This window comes from Pseudomonas sp. AU12215, assembly GCF_001675465.2.
GTDB lineage: Bacteria > Pseudomonadota > Gammaproteobacteria > Pseudomonadales > Pseudomonadaceae > Pseudomonas > Pseudomonas nitroreducens.
The window spans coordinates 16,010-30,932 of the sequence record NZ_MACM02000016.1 but is presented as its reverse complement, the minus strand read 5'-3'; the positions used below and the strand labels follow the sequence as shown (position 1 = coordinate 30,932).

Below are 14,923 nucleotides of genomic sequence, written 5' to 3'. Positions count from 1 at the left end.
ACCTGTTCCAGGTTATGCGCCCTACGGCTTGATGACGGACTTCGGTCCGGTTCGCGAGCAAGAAGTCTGCCCCTGCAAAGGCCCTTCTGCCTTGAACGAAACGCACGGCACATCGCCCATGAAAAAGGCCCCGCTACCGCTTGGCGATAGAGGGGCCTTCTGCTTTCAGAGCGGCTTACTTGCGGTCGATCCAAATGGTCTGCGGGTTGGTGAACTCGCGCAGGCCGAAGTGCGACAGTTCGCGACCGAAGCCGCTTTTCTTCACGCCGCCGATCGGTACGCGCGGATCGGAAGCGGAGAAGCCGTTGATGAACACGCCACCGCTGACCAGGCGACGGGCCATGTGCTGGGCCTTGGCCTTGTCGGCAGTCCAGATCGCGCCGGAGAGGCCGAACTCGCTGTCGTTGGCCAGTTCCAGGGCGTGCTCGGCGTCGCGGGCGACGATCAGCGAGGCGACGGGGCCGAAGATTTCCTTCTTGAACGCGGTGTTGCCCGGCTGCACGTTGGCCAGCACGGTCGGCGCGTAGTAGTTGCCTTCGCCGTCGAGCTTGTGGCCGCCCAGCAGCAGGGTGGCGCCGTCGGCGATGGCTTGCTGTACCTGGCCGTCCAGCTCGTCGCGCAGGTCGAAGCGGGCCATGGGGCCGACGAAGGTGTCGTCTGCCAGCGGGTCGCCGATCTTCAGCGCTTTCACCGCAGCCAGCAGCTTCTCGGTGAAGGCCGGGGCGATGGATTCTTCGAGGATCATGCGCTTGGCGGCGATGCACACCTGGCCGCAGTTGCCGAAGCGGCTGGCGACGGCAGCCTTCACGGCGGCGTCGAGGTCGGCGTCGGCGAGCACGATGAAGGCGTCGGAGCCGCCCAGTTCCAGCACGCACTTCTTCAGCGCGGCACCGGCCTGGGAGGCGATGGCGGCGCCCGCGCCGACGCTGCCGGTCACGGCGATGGAGGCGATACGGTCATCGGCGATGGCCTTGGAGACCAGCGGCGGCTCGACGTTCAGCACCTCGAACACGCCTTCCGGCAGGCCGGCCTGCAGCCAGGCGTCGCGCAGCTGATAGGCGCAGCCCATGACGTTGGGCGCGTGCTTGAGCACGTAGGTGTTGCCACCGAGGATGATGCTGACCGCGCCACGCATGACCTGCCAGGTGGGGAAGTTCCACGGCATCACGGCCAGGACCGGGCCCAGCGGCAGATAGGAGATGTACGCGCCGTCGATGCTGGTCTTCTCGTCTTCGAGCATGGCCGGGCCGTTGTCGGCGTACCACTCGCAGAGGTTGGCGCACTTGTTGATCTCGCCCCGGGCCTGGGTGACCGGCATGCCCATTTCCTGCGCTTCCATGCGAGCCATCGGCTCGACGTTGGCGCGCAGCACCTCGGCCATCTTGCGCAGCACGGCGACACGTTCGGCGATGCCGGTGTCGCGCCATTGGCGGAACGCGGCGTCGGTGCGGGCCAGCGCGGTTTCCAGCTGGGCGGCGTCTTCGAAGGTGTAGCGGGCCAGTTCCTGGCCGGTGGCGGGGCTGCGGGAGATGGCAGCGGGGATGGCGGCGATCTGGTTCATGGTGAGTCCTGCTTGTTCTGTAGGAGGCGGTTCGTCCGGTCGCACTGGCTCCGGAATGACGCTGAAATTAAGATGTCGAACCATTCATGTAAAATGAATAATCAAGAAAGACTCTTTCTCCAGGAGAGAATGATGGACCTGACCCAGCTGGAAATCGTCCGCGCCGTCGCCACCGAAGGCAGCATCACCGTCGCTGCGGCCCGTCTGCACCGCGTGCCTTCGAACCTGACCACGCGGATCAAGCAGTTGGAAGCGGAGCTGGGCACCGAGCTGTTCATCCGCGAGAAGCTGCGCCTGCGTCTGTCGCCAACCGGGCGCAGCTTTCTCGACTACGCCGAGCGCATCCTCGATCTGGTGGAGGAAGCCAGGCAGGTCGCGGTGGGCGCCGAGCCGCACGGCGGGTTCTCCCTGGGCTCGATGGAAAGCACGGCGGCGGTGCGCATCCCGGAGATGCTCGCTCGCTATCACCAGAATTGCCCCAAGGTACAGCTGGACCTGTCCACCGGCCCGTCGGGCGAGATGATCGACGGCGTGCTCTCCGGCCGCTTCATCGCCGCCTTCGCCGACGGCCCGGCCAACCACCCGCAACTGGACGGCCAGCCGGTGTACCGAGAAGAGCTGGTGTTGATGAGCGCCAAGCACCATGCGCCGGTGCATGACGCGCGGGACGTGGCGGGGGAGACGGTATTCGCCTTCCGCGATACCTGTTCCTACCGCAAGCGCCTGGAGGGCTGGTTCGCCGAACACCGGGTGGTGCCGGGCAAGATCGTCGAGATGGAGTCCTACCACGGCATGCTCGCCTGCATCGCGGCGGGCGGCGGCGTGGCGATCATCCCGCGGGGGATGTTCGAAAGCCTGGCCGGCGGTCGCAACGTGGCGATCCACCGGCTGGCGCCGCAGCATGCCGATGCGACGACCTGGCTGTTCTGGCGGCGCGGCACCGATACGCCGGCGCTGCGGGCCTTTATCGAGCTACTGGACGCGCCGGGCGCGGAAACCGAAGCGGCTTGATTTCAGCGCTGAAACAGCAGCTGTTTCAGCGCTGCAACGTAACGGTGGCAATACGCTCGAATTTATCCGCAAAGCCCCCTTGCAGAGCCTTTGCGCTGCGCTAACGTGAGCTGGACTGTCAGCCGTGCGAATGCGCGGAAGGCGCCCGTGGTTGGAGCATTGGGCGCATGCCGTGGCGCTTCGCGACAGGGATCGTTTCCATCCCTCGTTGCCCGGAGCCACTATGGACACACGCCCCCGGACCCGTCGCGCGAATCGTCTGCAGATATGGACGATGGGCGCTGGCCTGATCTTCCTTTCCCTTCTGCTGGCCTGGCTGCTGGTGTCGTTGTGGCCGCAGCACTACCCGAAGTTCCCGCTGGCCGGTGTCGAAGGCGATGCTGGCGCGCAATGCCTGCTCGGCTGGTGCCCTGGCCCAGATGCCCGGCTGCTGGTGATGGTGATGGTCGCGGGCGGCCTGGGCAGCTTCGTGCATATCGCCAAGTCGTTCGGCGACTTCGTCGGCAACGACCGCTTCATGGCCAGCTGGATCTGGTGGTACATCCTCAAGCCCTTTATCGGCATGATCCTCGCGCTGATGCTCTACCTGGTCATCCGCGGCGGATTCCTCACCGTCGGCACCACGGCGGCTGCCGATGACGGTGTGGTCAACGTCAACCTCTACGGCCTGGTGGGCATGGCATGCCTTGCCGGTATGTTCGCCAAGCAGGCCACCGACAAGCTGGGCGAGCTGTTCGACACCCTGTTCCGTACCCGTGAAAGCGACAAGCGCCGCGACGGTCTGGGCAACCCCGTGCCGACCTTGACCGACGCACAGCCTGGCGCCGTGGATGCCCAGTCCCTCCATGTCTGCCTGCAGGGCGGCGGTTTCGTGCGCGGCGCCGTCGTCCAGGTCAACGGCGTGAGCCGTGAAACCACCGTCAGCGACAGCACTCGCCTGGCGGTGCAGCTGCTGGAGGAGGACCTGCTGACGGGCCGCCAACTGAGCCTGGTGGTAGTCAATCCGCCTCCGGGGGGAGGCGCCTCGGCGCCGCTGATGCTGCCGTTGCTGGAGGCTGCCGCGCCGCCGCTCGCGGCGCCGGTGGGGCTGTCGGCGCCTGGCGTCGTCATGCTGCACCCGGAGGTTGAGATCGACGGTTGCGATTGCCCCATCGAAGAGGAAACCGCGGACGAGGACCTGCCCGCCGCTACCGGAGGAGTCCAAGCATGAACTACGCGTTGACCTGGTTGCCGGACGTGCTCGAAGCCGCCGGCTTGAAAGTCGCCCGTGTGGACGGCTGGAGCAGTCGCGGGGTGGGTGATATGGGGCAGGTGCATGGCGTGATCTGCCATCACACCGCTGGCCCGTTGCGCGGCAATATGCCCAGCCTGAAGACCCTGATCGAGGGGCGCCATGACCTCAGTGGGCCACTGGCCCAGCTGGGGCTCGGGCGTGACGGCACCTACTACGTGATCGCCGCCGGCCGCTGCAACCATGCCGGCAAGGGAAGCTGGGAAGGCTTAAGTTCCGGCAACAGCAGCTTCATCGGCATCGAGGCGGAAAATACCGGGCTCGACGAAGCCTGGAGCGATGTACAGATGGACAGTTACCAGCGCGGTGTCGCGGCCATTCTCAAGCACCTGAAGCAGGACGAACAGGCCTGCGCCGGCCACAAGGAGTACGCCCTGCCGCATGGGCGCAAGAACGATCCGACCTTCGACATGGAGGCATTTCGCACGAGGGTGCGCGAGATACTCGATGGCAAGGCGATCCTGCGTCCGATGATCCCGGCCCTGGAGCCGGATACGGTGCCTGGTCAGTTACCGCGGCCGACCTTGCGGCGCGGTGCGGTAGGTGACCTGGTGCGCCTTGTCCAGCGTGCCTGTGGTGCCGATGAGGACGCCCATTTTGGCGCGAAGACCGAAGCTGCGGTGCGGGAGTTCCAGCGCCGCCACGAGCTGGTGGCCGATGGCATAGTGGGGCCGAAGACCTGGCGGCTGATCGATCAGGCCCTGCAGCAGGAACAGGCGCCCTGAATGAAAAAGGCCCCGGAAGGGGCCTTTTTCATGGACGTCTGACCGAGTATCAGGCGCTGCTGTTCACCGTCTCGCGCTTGAGCGGTCTGGTCGCTGGCGCGTGGTGCTCGTCGTGGTCGTGATCGTCGACGATTACCGGTACTTCGTTGCCCTCGGCGTCAAACAGCTTGCCGTTCTGGAAGTAGTCACCCTCGTTCAGCGCGGCGATGTCACGGTAGCGCAGGGTGCGTTCCTCGGCGGCGACGAACACCGACTGCTGGTCCGAGTTGCCGGTCTTGAAGTGGTTGAACAGCAGGTTGAGGCCGATGGCCATGATCGCCGCCGAGCTGATGCCCGAGTGGAAGATGGTGGCGAACCAGCTGGGGAAGTGCTCGTAGAAGCTCGGCGCGGCGATCGGGATCATGCCGAAGCCGATCGAGGTGGCGACGATGATCAGGTTCATGTTGTTGCGGTAGTCGACCTTGGACAGCGTGCGGATGCCGCTCGCCGCCACGGTGCCGAACAGCACCACGCCAGCGCCGCCCAGCACGGAGGAGGGCACCGCGGCGATCACCCGACCCATCACCGGCAGCAGGCCGAGGGTCACCAGAATCAGGCCGCCGGTGGCTACCACGTAGCGGCTCTTGACGCCGGTCACCGCCACCAGGCCGACGTTCTGGGCGAACGCGCTCTGGGTGAAGGAGCCGAAGATCGGCGCCACTATGCTCGACGCCATGTCGGCGCGCAGGCCGTTGCCCAGACGCTTGGAGTCGACCTTGGTGCCGATGATCTCGCCCACGGCGAGGATGTCCGCCGAGGTCTCCACCAGGGTCACCATGATCACGATCAGCATCGACAGGATCGCGGCGATGTGGAAGGTCGGCATGCCGAAGTGGAAGATCGCCGGGAAGGCCACCATCGGGCCTTCGGCCACGCGGGAAAAGTCGGTCATGCCCAGGGCGGCGGCGATCAGGGTGCCGATCACCATGGCCAGCAGGATCGACAGGCGCGAGATCGACGCGCTGCCCAGTTTGCTCAGCAGCAGGACGATCACCAGGGTGAGCGCGGCCAGGCCGATGTTGGCCATGCTGCCGAAGTCCGGTGCCTTGGGGTTGCCGCCCATGGCCCAGCGCGCGGCCACCGGCATCAGCGTCAGGCCGATGGTGGTGATGACGATGCCGGTCACCAGCGGCGGGAAGAACTTGGTGATGCGCGAGAAGATCGGCGTGATCAGGAAACCGATGAACGAGGCGGCCATGACTGCGCCGAGCACGGCATTCAGACCGCCGCCCTCATAGCCGCCGCCGAGGATGGCGATCATGGTGGCGACGCCGGCGAAGGATACGCCCTGCACCAGCGGCATCTGTGAGCCGAAGAACGGGATGCCGAGGGTCTGCAGCAGGGTGGCGAGGCCGCCGGCGAACAGCGAGGCGGCGATCAGCAGGCCGATTTCGCTGGGGGAGAGCCCGGCCGCCTGGCCGAGGATCAGGGGTACGGCGACGATACCGCCGTACATGGTCAGAACGTGTTGCAGGCCGTACGCCAGGTTGGCGCCGATTCCGAGGTTCTCGTCTTCCGGGCGTGCTCCGGCGGACGCTACAGCTGAACGATCATTCATGGCTGAGGACTCGCTTGTTTTTGTTGTGCGGCCACTGTAGACAAAGTTCGTGGGAAATATCCACTGGTTTGTATACATTTTCGCGTCCAATGGTCCGGAATCTGACCGGGTGGTTAGGTGCCTTTTCCGTTGAGATGGCTCTGTAATCAGCGTTATGCATGAAATCCTGACTCGGTATGCTCTGCCCAAAATGTGTGCATTCTTGAATCCAAAAGCACCAGTTGGCTGCATGCAAAGCGCCGCAAGCTTCTTTGCACCCACCTGGACACAGGACTTCGCAAATTGCGGGCCAGAGGTGCCTGGAGCGCGTTGCGTTCCCGGGTGAAGGCCGCTCCTGCTATAACCGTCCGTCACGATTTGCGCAGGATTGCTTCAGAAGATGGCCTTCCCGCCACTGCACAGTTTCAGGGTGTTCGAAAGCGTGGCCCGCCTGGGCAGCCTGGCGGCGGCTGCCATCGAACTGCACGTGACCAGCGGCGCGGTCAGCCAGCCGGTCAAGGCGCTGCAGGCCGGCCTGGGTGTGGAGCTGTTCGAGAAGCGCGGCCGCCAGTTGGTGCTGACCGCCAGTGGGCGAGCGCTGCAGAAAAGCGTGGCCAGCGCGCTGGCTTCGGCGTGGCGCTCAGCGACGAGACGGTTTCACAGCGCGACCTCGACGAAGGCCGGCTGGTGCGTCCGGCGCCGATCTCGGTGGCGGCAGTGCACAACTACTACGTGGTCTGCCCCGAGGCGAAGCGGGAACGCCCGGAGGTCCGGGCGTTCATCGAGTGGTTGCTGTCGGTTGGTGAGTAGTGCTCAACCCGGGAGCGCTGTGGCTTGGGTGAGTCTGCAAAAGGCGGCTTGGGCGCAGGCCTCAGTAGCCGTAACCGCGCCCATCCGTGAACTGGATGTCGGTCAGGATGCTGATGTCCTTCTCCATCTCACCGCTGGCAGGGGCGCACTTCAATGCACGATTTCTGTTGCCCGACAGTTCAGTTCGACTAAAGCATTGCGGATTAGCTGGGCTGATTTTTGAGAGCTTGCATAAGCCTGGCTAATACTTCATTCGGGGATTTCATGGCAGCGTCGGCGCCTTCCCGGTAGAAATAGCCTGGCCAGGCTTGCTGCCCGGCGCCTTCGTGCCCACCGATTCCGGAGACATTCCCATGAAGTCCAGATGGACCACTTTGCTTTGCCTGCTGAAAACCCTGTCCGTTGCCTGGGGCGACTACCACAAGCGCAACTTCGTCCACCGCTGAGATGGGCAATTTGATCGTCCGCATTCGCTGTACACCAAGGATTTCGTCATGCATCCCGTCACGCCTCGCATTGCCCCCGCCATCGCCGCCATCGCCCCCGGCTTTCGGGCCCTGAGCATCACGGTCGAGGCCGCGCCGATCCGCCACCCGGCGGTGGCCGAGCAGGCCCTGCAGCGAGCCTGCGCGGCTCTCCTGGCGGGCGAGCCGGCCTGGGCCGAGGCACACCTGGCGGCGTGGGCCGACGTGTTCCGCCGTTTTGGTGCCAAGCCTCAGCGCACGCCCTGCTCGGCGGAGGCGCTGCGCAAGCGTGTACTGCGTGACGGCAGTCTGCCGGTCATCAATCCGGTGGTGGACCTGTACAACGCCATCAGCGTGCAGTTCGCGATTCCGGTGGGTGGGGAGAACCTCGCCGCCTACGCCGGAACCCCGCGCCTGGTGATCGCCGACGGCAACGAACTCTTCGACACCATGAAGGACGGCGCGCCGGCCCACGAATCGCCCGAATCCGGCGAAGTCATCTGGCGTGACGACCTCAGTGTCACCTGTCGCCGCTGGAACTGGCGGCAGGGCGTGCGCACCCGCCTGGACGCCGAAGCGCAGCGGATGTGGTTCATCCTCGAAAGCCTGCCGCAGATGCCGCTGGAAGCCCTGCGCGAGGCGGGCGACCAACTGATCGCCGGGTTGCAAGAGATGATGCCGGGCGCCAAGGCCGAGGCGCAGTTGGTGGAGTGCCGGGAGTAAGCCTCTACTGCATGAGGCTCTTCAGGTAGGCGCAGAACATATCTGCCAGCGCATCGCTGAAGGCGTCGATCTGCTCGGCGCTGCGCGGGCTTTCCGAGAACTGCTTGCCCACTGAGCCGAGCGTCGTGGTGATCAACTCGCAAGCCAGCGTGCGCTGGGTTTCGGGAGCGAGCGGGAGGGCTTCGGCGATGAACGCCTGGAAAATCCCCTCGCCGGCGGCCTTGGCTTCGCGGGCCTCCGGCGCATCGCGGTAGAGCGGGGCGGCATCGCTCAGGGCGATGCGCATGCGCGCCTCTTCGCACTCGGAGCGGATGAAGGCATGGACGAGGTTGCGCAGGCGCTGCAATGGCGCCTGCGTTTCGTCCGCCAGCAGGCCGCGCAACATCTCGGTGGTCTGCCGCCATTCGTCGCTCTGCAGGCGGAACAGGATCGCCGCCTTGTTCGGGAAGTACTGGTACAGCGAGCCGACACTGACCCCGGCGCGCTCGGCCACGCGCGCGGTGGTGAAACGCGAGGCGCCTTCCTTCTCCAGAACCTGAACAGCGGCATCCAGAATGGCCGTCACCAGGTCGTTGGAGCGCGCCTGTTTCGGCTCCTTGCGCGTGGAAATACGCGGGCTGCGGCGTTCGGGCATGGGGCTCTCCGGCAATGCGAATAGTGGAACATGACGAATTAGTCGCATTCTAGTCGGGCGCTTTTTCGCGCTCAATCCCCTATCCGGAGACCAGCATGACGACCCTCACTTCTGCCCCCTTGGCACCCCTGCTGCAACGCCTCTTCGAGGAAGCTGATGCGGCCTCTCCCCAGTCCAGCCCGGCCTTCGCCAATCTCGACCAGGCCGCGCTGACGCGCCTGATGCAGAGCAAGACCCAGTATCGGGAGCTCTACGGCCAGCTCAGGGACCAGCCGCTGCCCGTCTCGCGGGAAACCGCTGCGCTGTTGTACATGCTGGCGCGCAGCATCGGCGCCAGGCACATCGTCGAATTCGGCACTTCCTTCGGTATTTCGACGCTGCACCTGGCGGCTGCCTTGCGCGACAACGGCGGCGGCCGGCTGATCACCAGCGAGTTCGAGCCTTCGAAAGTGGCACGCGCCCAGGCCAACCTGGTCGCGGGTGGCGTGGCCGACCTGGTGGAAATCCGCGAGGGCGATGCACTGCAGACGCTGGCCCGCGACCTGCCTGAGAGCATCGACCTGTTGCTGCTCGACGGCGCCAAGGCGCTCTACCCGGAAGTCCTCGCCCTGGTGGAAAACCGCCTGCGGCCCGGTGCGCTGGTCATCGCCGACAACGCCGACTACAGCGCGGAGTACCTGGCGGAGGTCCGCCTGCCGGGCGGGCGCTACCTGTCGATTCCGTTTGCCGATGACGTGGAATTGTCCATGCGCCTGGGTTGAAGTTGCGCTGTCTAGAGCTGGGGCTGGGCCACCGGCGCGTGCCGCGCCATCAGCTCGACGATCCAGTCGATGAACACCCTCAGCTTCGCGCTGACGTGGCGGTTGGGCGGGAAGGCCACGAACAGCGGCATGGTTTCCATCGTCCAGCCGGCGAACAGCTCCACCAGTTCGCCGCGCGCCACGGCCTCGTCGGCCATGTAGCGCGGCAGCCAGAGCACCCCCATGCCGGCGATACCGGCGGCGAGGTAGGCGTTGCCGTCGTCCACGGTCAGCACCGGCCGCCCCTGGACCTGCACGGTCTCTCCCGCCTTGTGCAGCGCGTACGACAACGGCTTGCCGGTGCGCGCCCAGAGGTAACCGACGATGCGCTGCTGGCTGTTCCCCAGGTCACGCGGGTGTTCCGGCATTTCGGCGCGCTGCAGGTAGGAAGGCGCGGCGAAGACCCCCAACTGCAGGTCGCCGACGCGCCGGGCCATCAGCGATTGATCGGTAAGTTCGCCACCGCGGACCACGCAATCCACATTCTCATCGATGAGGTCGACCATGCGGTCGCTGACGCCCAGGTCGATCTGGATGTCCGGGTAGCGCGCGTGGAAGTCCGGCAGCGCGGGGATCAGCAGGATGCGCGCCAGCGGGCTGGGCACGTCCACCCTCAGGCGCCCGCGAGGCAGGGCGGCGGCGCTGGAGAGGCTGGTCTCGGCGTCGTCCATGTCCGCCAGCAGGCGCACCACGCGCTCGTAGTAGGCGGCGCCGTCGGCGGTGAGGTTGAGTTTGCGCGTGGTGCGGTTGAGCAGGCGCACGCGCAGGCGCGCCTCCAGCTGCTGGATCAGCTGGGTCACGCTGGTGCGGCTCATGTGCAGGGTGTCGGCGGCCTTGGTGAAGCTGCCGGTTTCCACCACGCGGGCGAAGGCTTGCATCGCATCGAAACGGTCCATGGCGGCTCCGGCTGACCTGCGTTGAGAGGGGCTGATTGTTTGGATTCTACAAACAATGCTGACCAGTGTTGCCCGATTATCGCTGCCCCCGCGCGCCGTAACCTGCCTCCATCGTTGAACCGGGGCCATCGCGCCCCTCGCTGGAGCAAGCAGATGAGTACACGTGACGTGGTTTTCCCTTCCGGCCGCCAGGCTCTTTATGAACGCAACCGCTATTCCCCGGCGATCCGCAGCAACGGCCTGCTGTTCGTCTCAGGTCAGGTTGGCAGCCGCGAGGACGGTTCGCCCGAGGCCGGGCTGGATGCCCAGGTGCGGCGCGCCTTCGCAAACCTCAACGGGATCCTCGACGCCGCCGGTTGCAGCTTCGATGACGTGATGGACGTGACGATCTTCATGGTCGACCCCCAGGCGAATTTCGAGCGCGCCTGGCAGGTCGCCGCCGACTATTGGGGCGCAGCCCCCTATCCGACGGTGACGGCGGTGGGCGTGACCTGGCTCTACGGCTTCGATTTCGAGATCAAGGTGATCGCGCGCCTGCCACAGGGCTGAAACCGGCCGCAGGGCAGGGCGGCGAGACGGGACGGCCGGGTTTCTTTACCATGCCGTCCTGTTTTGCCCTGCCAGGATTTCCCCATGACCGCTCCGACCTTCCGCACCGCCGTTCCCGCCGACACCGACCGTTGCTTCGCGATCGAAACCACCGCCTACGAGGGCGACGAGGCGGCGACGCACGAGAAGATCGCCACGCGCATCGCGCAATATCCCGAAGGCTTCCTGATCATGGAGCTGGACGGCGAGATCATCGGCTTCATCAACAGTGGCTGCGCGTTCGACGTGGTGATGTCCGACGAGGGCTTCAAGGAACTCATCGGCCATGATCCGGCGGCGCCCAACGTGGTGATCATGTCGGTGGTGATCGACCCGGCGCAGCAGGGCAAGGGCTATGCGTCGCTGCTGATGCGCACCTTCGTCGAACGCATGGCGGGCCTGGGCAAGCGCACCATCCACCTGATGTGCAAGGACCGCCATGTGCCGCTCTACGAGCGCTTCGGCTACCGCTACGTCAAGCCGTCGGCGTCCGACCATGGCGGCATGGCGTGGCACGAGATGGTCATGGAATTGCCAGCCGCCTGAGCCTTCAGCGCTCCGGTCGATCGTTCACCCGGTCGCGGGTGGCGCGCTCGGCCAGCCGGTCGAAGGATTCCGGCAGCAGCGCCGCCTCGCCCTGCTCGTCGAGCAGCTGGCGGAATACCAGGTGGTCCGGGAAGCTGCGGCTGATCAGCGTGAGCAGCTCGGTGCCGCGTTCGGTCAGCTCGAAGTTGTTGCCGGTGCCGCCGTGCTCGCGCGGGCGCTCCTGGATATAGCCGTTGGCGTAGAGATCGCCCTCCAGGTCGCCAGCGACCTTCTTCAGATGATCCGTGCTGCCCTCCACCGGCTCGCCCTGCAGCCGGTGCTGCTCGGCCACTTCCTCGCCGCATTCGCGAGCCTTGTAGGGTTGGTCGGCGCATTCCTGGGCGCGCAGCAGCAGGCGTTCGATCAGGTCCCAGTCGTAGCTCATGGCATGTCCTCCGGGGTTGGAAAGTCGGGGGCTTCCTGATTTGCGACCGGCCAGGGCGGGGAGGGTTCGAACTTCCTGCGCAGCGGCGCGCAACCATCAATGCCGTCGAGCTTCACTATCGATGCAATCGAGTGGTGCGCGGGCCGGGCGCGGCTGACTATCTGCCCCACGAGATCGATGAACCGAGCAAGGGACAGAATCGATGAACACCCAGCGCCCCACCGCCAATCGCCCGGCTGCCCGTATCGCCCTTGGTCCGCTGCTGCTGGCGTTGGCAAGCCTGACCGGCTGCGCGGCGACCTCCGAAAGCCAGCTGAGCTGGGATAGCCTCGGTGGCATGACTGCCCAGGACAGCAGCGCCTACCTCAACTGCGTCGACGGCAGGCTGACTCCCGGCACCGCCACGTTCGTCAGCGACCGCGGCACCACCCGCCAGTTGCTCACCGGCAGCGCCGATCCGCTGCAGGCCAGCGGCATCGTCCAGGTGACCCCCATCGCCGGCGGCAACCATTTCAGCGCCTTCCAGCGCAGCGCCTGGCAGGACAAGGGCGAGTTGCTGGACGCCGCCTACCAGTGCTCGCAGCACGGTTGATGATCTGTAGAGGTTGATACGTCTTCGGGCGGATCGCTCCCCCCAGCGACCCGCCCAGCGCCGGCAGGCGGCGAGTAGCCTGCGCCAGCGTCTGCCTTCGGGCTTTCGCTGATTCACTCTCCAAGGGTGCTTCCCCCGGCACCCGTATCTCGCCCGTCGAGTCCGCGCTCGGCGGGCGTTTTTTTTAATTTACGCGTGTTGTGTATTCTGATCGGACATGCCAGTGTGTGCGCCCTGGCGGCTGTATTCGCCCTGCCTTGCCCAGGATGCGCATCCGGTTTGTCCGCCGGGCGCTGAACGACGCCGCCGGCCGACGGTAAACTCACTCCCGTCGCGTAACAGAAGTACAAGAGAATCGAGATGAACACGCATTTTCCGACTTGCGCCGTCTGGGTCCTTCGCGACGCAGACCTGCCCCTTCCCACCAACCTTCAGCCGACGGTGAAAGCATGATCGAGGTAACCGAAGTTTCCATTGCGCAGCTGCGTGAAGCCCTCGAGTCGGGCCGCACCACCGCGGTCGAACTGGTCAAGGCCTACCTCGCGCGCATCGATGCCTACGATGGCCCGACCAAGCTCAACGCCGTGGTCGTGCGCAACCCCGAGGCCCTGAAGGAAGCCGAAGCCTCCGACGCCCGCCGCGCCCGTGGCGAAACCCTCGGCCCGCTGGACGGCATTCCGTACACCGCCAAGGACAGCTACCTGGTGAAAGGCTTGACCGCCGCTTCCGGCAGCCCGGCCTTCAAGGACCTGATCGCCTACCGCGACGCCTTCACCGTCGAGCGCCTGCGCGCCGGCGGCGCCATCTGCCTGGGCAAGACCAACATGCCGCCCATGGCCAACGGTGGCATGCAGCGCGGCGTCTACGGCCGTGCTGAAAGCCCGTACAACCGCAAGTTCCTCACCGCGCCCTTCGCCTCCGGCTCCTCCAACGGTGCCGGCACTGCGACCGCCGCGAGCTTCTCGGCCTTTGGCCTGGCGGAAGAGACCTGGTCCAGCGGCCGCGGCCCGGCCTCGAACAACGGCCTGTGCGCCTACACCCCGTCCCGTGGCGTGATCTCGGTGCGTGGCAACTGGCCGCTGACCCCGACCATGGACGTGGTGGTGCCCTACGCCCGCACCATGGCCGACCTGCTGGAAGTGCTCGACGTGGTCGTCGCCGAAGACGCCGACAAGCGTGGCGACCTGTGGCGCCTGCAGCCGTGGGTGCCGATCCCCGCCGTCAGCGAAGTGCGCCCGGCGTCCTACCTGGACCTCGCCGCCGGCCCCGAAGCCCTCAAGGGCAAGCGCCTGGGCGTGCCGCGCATGTTCATCAACAAGGACGAACTGGCCGGCACCAGCGAGAAGCCTGGCATCGGCGGCCCGACCGGCCAGCGCATCAACACCCGCGCCTCGGTCATCGACCTCTGGGAACAGGCCCGCAAGGCCCTGGAAGCCGCCGGCGCCGAAGTCGTCGAAGTGGATTTCCCGCTGGTCTCCAACTGCGAGGGCGACCGTCCCGGCGCGCCGACCGTATTCAACCGCGGCATCGTATCCCCCGAGTTCCTCCACGATGAACTGTGGGAGCTGTCCGGCTGGGGCTTCGACGACTTCCTGCGCGCCAACGGCGACCCCAAGCTGAACAAGCTGGCCGACGTCGATGGTCCGCAGATATTCCCGCACGATCCGGGCACCTTGCCCAACCGCGAGGACGACCTGGCCGCCGGCATGGACGAGTACGTCAACATGGCCAAGCGCGGCCTGAAGACCTGGGACCAGATCGAGACCCTGCCCGACGGCCTGCGCGGCCTGGAAAAGACCCGCAAGCTCGATCTGGAAGACTGGATGGACGGGCTGAAGCTGGACGCCGTGCTGTTCCCCACCGTGGCCGATGTCGGCCCGGCGGACGCCGACGTCAATCCGGAGTCGGCCGACATCGCCTGGAGCAACGGCATCTGGGTGGCCAACGGCAACCTGGCGATCCGTCACCTGGGCGTGCCGACCGTCACCGTGCCCATGGGCGTGATGGCCGACATCGGCATGCCGGTGGGCCTGACCTTCGCCGGTCGCGCCTATGACGACTCGGCGCTGCTGACCTTTGCCGCGGCCTTCGAGGCCACCGGCTCCAAGCGCCTGGTGCCGCCGAGCACGCCGCCGCTGGGCTGATCGGTCGATTGCTTCCAGCAGGATGAAAAACCGCGCCCCAGGGCGCGGTTTTTTATTGCCAGAAGCGCTGGGTGCGACGTTTTCGATGATCTGGTGTGCTAATGGGCCATATTAGCGACCAGGCGCCGGCCCGGTTGG

Annotated in this window: 15 protein-coding genes and 1 pseudogene; 11 read left to right on the top strand and 5 right to left on the bottom strand. The window is 66.0% G+C overall.

Features of this window, described 5'->3' with window-relative positions:
• Window positions 1-175: 175 nt before the first annotated feature.
• Window positions 176-1,561, bottom strand: a complete 1,386-nt coding sequence (locus tag A9513_RS04930) for an NAD-dependent succinate-semialdehyde dehydrogenase (RefSeq protein WP_065084122.1) — start codon at window positions 1,559-1,561, stop codon at window positions 176-178.
• A 132-nt stretch (window positions 1,562-1,693) separates the two neighbouring features.
• On the opposite strand from A9513_RS04930, the gene A9513_RS04925 reads away from it, so the two are divergent.
• The 3 genes from A9513_RS04925 (at window position 1,694) to A9513_RS04915 (ending at window position 4,588) form a co-directional block, all read left to right on the top strand.
• Window positions 1,694-2,572 (top strand): LysR family transcriptional regulator, encoded by an 879-nt coding sequence (locus A9513_RS04925; RefSeq protein WP_065084121.1) that lies wholly within the window; start codon window positions 1,694-1,696, stop codon window positions 2,570-2,572.
• Between the two features lie 223 nt (window positions 2,573-2,795).
• Window positions 2,796-3,782 carry a hypothetical protein gene (locus A9513_RS04920; protein ID WP_024765588.1) on the top strand — a complete coding sequence of 329 codons (987 nt, stop codon included), beginning with the start codon at window positions 2,796-2,798 and terminating at the stop codon, window positions 3,780-3,782.
• Complete coding sequence (locus A9513_RS04915; RefSeq protein ID WP_065084120.1) at window positions 3,779-4,588, top strand: N-acetylmuramoyl-L-alanine amidase; 810 nt, start codon at window positions 3,779-3,781, stop codon at window positions 4,586-4,588. The genes A9513_RS04920 and A9513_RS04915 overlap by 4 nt, the downstream gene beginning before the upstream one ends.
• A gap of 49 nt (window positions 4,589-4,637) precedes the next feature.
• Here the strand turns inward: A9513_RS04915 and A9513_RS04910 are convergent, their stop codons facing one another.
• Window positions 4,638-6,185, bottom strand: coding sequence for a nucleobase:cation symporter-2 family protein (locus tag A9513_RS04910; protein ID WP_024765586.1), 1,548 nt, complete (start codon window positions 6,183-6,185; stop codon window positions 4,638-4,640).
• A gap of 379 nt (window positions 6,186-6,564) precedes the next feature.
• Here A9513_RS04910 and A9513_RS36400 point away from each other — a divergent pair.
• The 3 genes and pseudogenes from A9513_RS36400 to A9513_RS04905 all read left to right on the top strand — a co-directional run.
• Window positions 6,565-6,699, top strand: a pseudogene (locus tag A9513_RS36400) (LysR family transcriptional regulator); the annotation flags it as partial.
• Window positions 6,700-6,797: 98 nt separating this feature from the next.
• Window positions 6,798-6,974 (top strand): LysR substrate-binding domain-containing protein, encoded by a 177-nt coding sequence (locus A9513_RS36395; RefSeq protein WP_226046402.1) that lies wholly within the window; start codon window positions 6,798-6,800, stop codon window positions 6,972-6,974.
• Window positions 6,975-7,468: 494 nt separating this feature from the next.
• Window positions 7,469-8,161, top strand: coding sequence for a B3/4 domain-containing protein (locus tag A9513_RS04905; protein ID WP_065084119.1), 693 nt, complete (start codon window positions 7,469-7,471; stop codon window positions 8,159-8,161).
• Window positions 8,162-8,165: 4 nt separating this feature from the next.
• On the opposite strand, the gene A9513_RS04900 is transcribed toward A9513_RS04905, so the two are convergent.
• A complete protein-coding gene (locus tag A9513_RS04900) occupies window positions 8,166-8,795 on the bottom strand; it encodes a TetR family transcriptional regulator (protein ID WP_065084118.1) in 630 nt (209 codons plus the stop codon).
• A 95-nt stretch (window positions 8,796-8,890) separates the two neighbouring features.
• Here A9513_RS04900 and A9513_RS04895 point away from each other — a divergent pair, with 95 nt between their 5' ends.
• A complete protein-coding gene (locus tag A9513_RS04895; protein ID WP_037012220.1) occupies window positions 8,891-9,556 on the top strand; it encodes an O-methyltransferase in 666 nt (221 codons plus the stop codon).
• Window positions 9,557-9,567: 11 nt separating this feature from the next.
• On the opposite strand, the gene A9513_RS04890 is transcribed toward A9513_RS04895, so the two are convergent.
• Window positions 9,568-10,491: a LysR family transcriptional regulator gene (locus A9513_RS04890; protein ID WP_065084117.1), complete on the bottom strand. Its 924-nt coding sequence runs from the start codon at window positions 10,489-10,491 to the stop codon at window positions 9,568-9,570.
• Window positions 10,492-10,644: 153 nt separating this feature from the next.
• Between A9513_RS04890 and A9513_RS04885 the strand changes: the two genes are divergently transcribed.
• A complete protein-coding gene (locus A9513_RS04885; RefSeq protein WP_037012222.1) occupies window positions 10,645-11,040 on the top strand; it encodes a RidA family protein in 396 nt (131 codons plus the stop codon).
• A gap of 84 nt (window positions 11,041-11,124) precedes the next feature.
• The gene (locus A9513_RS04880; RefSeq protein ID WP_065084116.1) at window positions 11,125-11,625 is read left to right on the top strand and encodes a GNAT family N-acetyltransferase; all 501 of its coding nucleotides are present in this window, start codon (window positions 11,125-11,127) and stop codon (window positions 11,623-11,625) included.
• Between the two features lie 4 nt (window positions 11,626-11,629).
• On the opposite strand, the gene A9513_RS04875 is transcribed toward A9513_RS04880, so the two are convergent.
• A complete protein-coding gene (locus A9513_RS04875) occupies window positions 11,630-12,049 on the bottom strand; it encodes a hypothetical protein (RefSeq protein WP_024765580.1) in 420 nt (139 codons plus the stop codon).
• Window positions 12,050-12,251: 202 nt separating this feature from the next.
• On the opposite strand from A9513_RS04875, the gene A9513_RS04870 reads away from it, so the two are divergent.
• Window positions 12,252-12,641 carry a hypothetical protein gene (locus A9513_RS04870; RefSeq protein WP_226046405.1) on the top strand — a complete coding sequence of 130 codons (390 nt, stop codon included), beginning with the start codon at window positions 12,252-12,254 and terminating at the stop codon, window positions 12,639-12,641.
• 449 nt (window positions 12,642-13,090) lie between these two features.
• Window positions 13,091-14,785, top strand: a complete 1,695-nt coding sequence (locus tag A9513_RS04865; protein WP_065084115.1) for an amidase — start codon at window positions 13,091-13,093, stop codon at window positions 14,783-14,785.
• The last annotated feature ends 138 nt before the right edge of the window (window positions 14,786-14,923 follow it).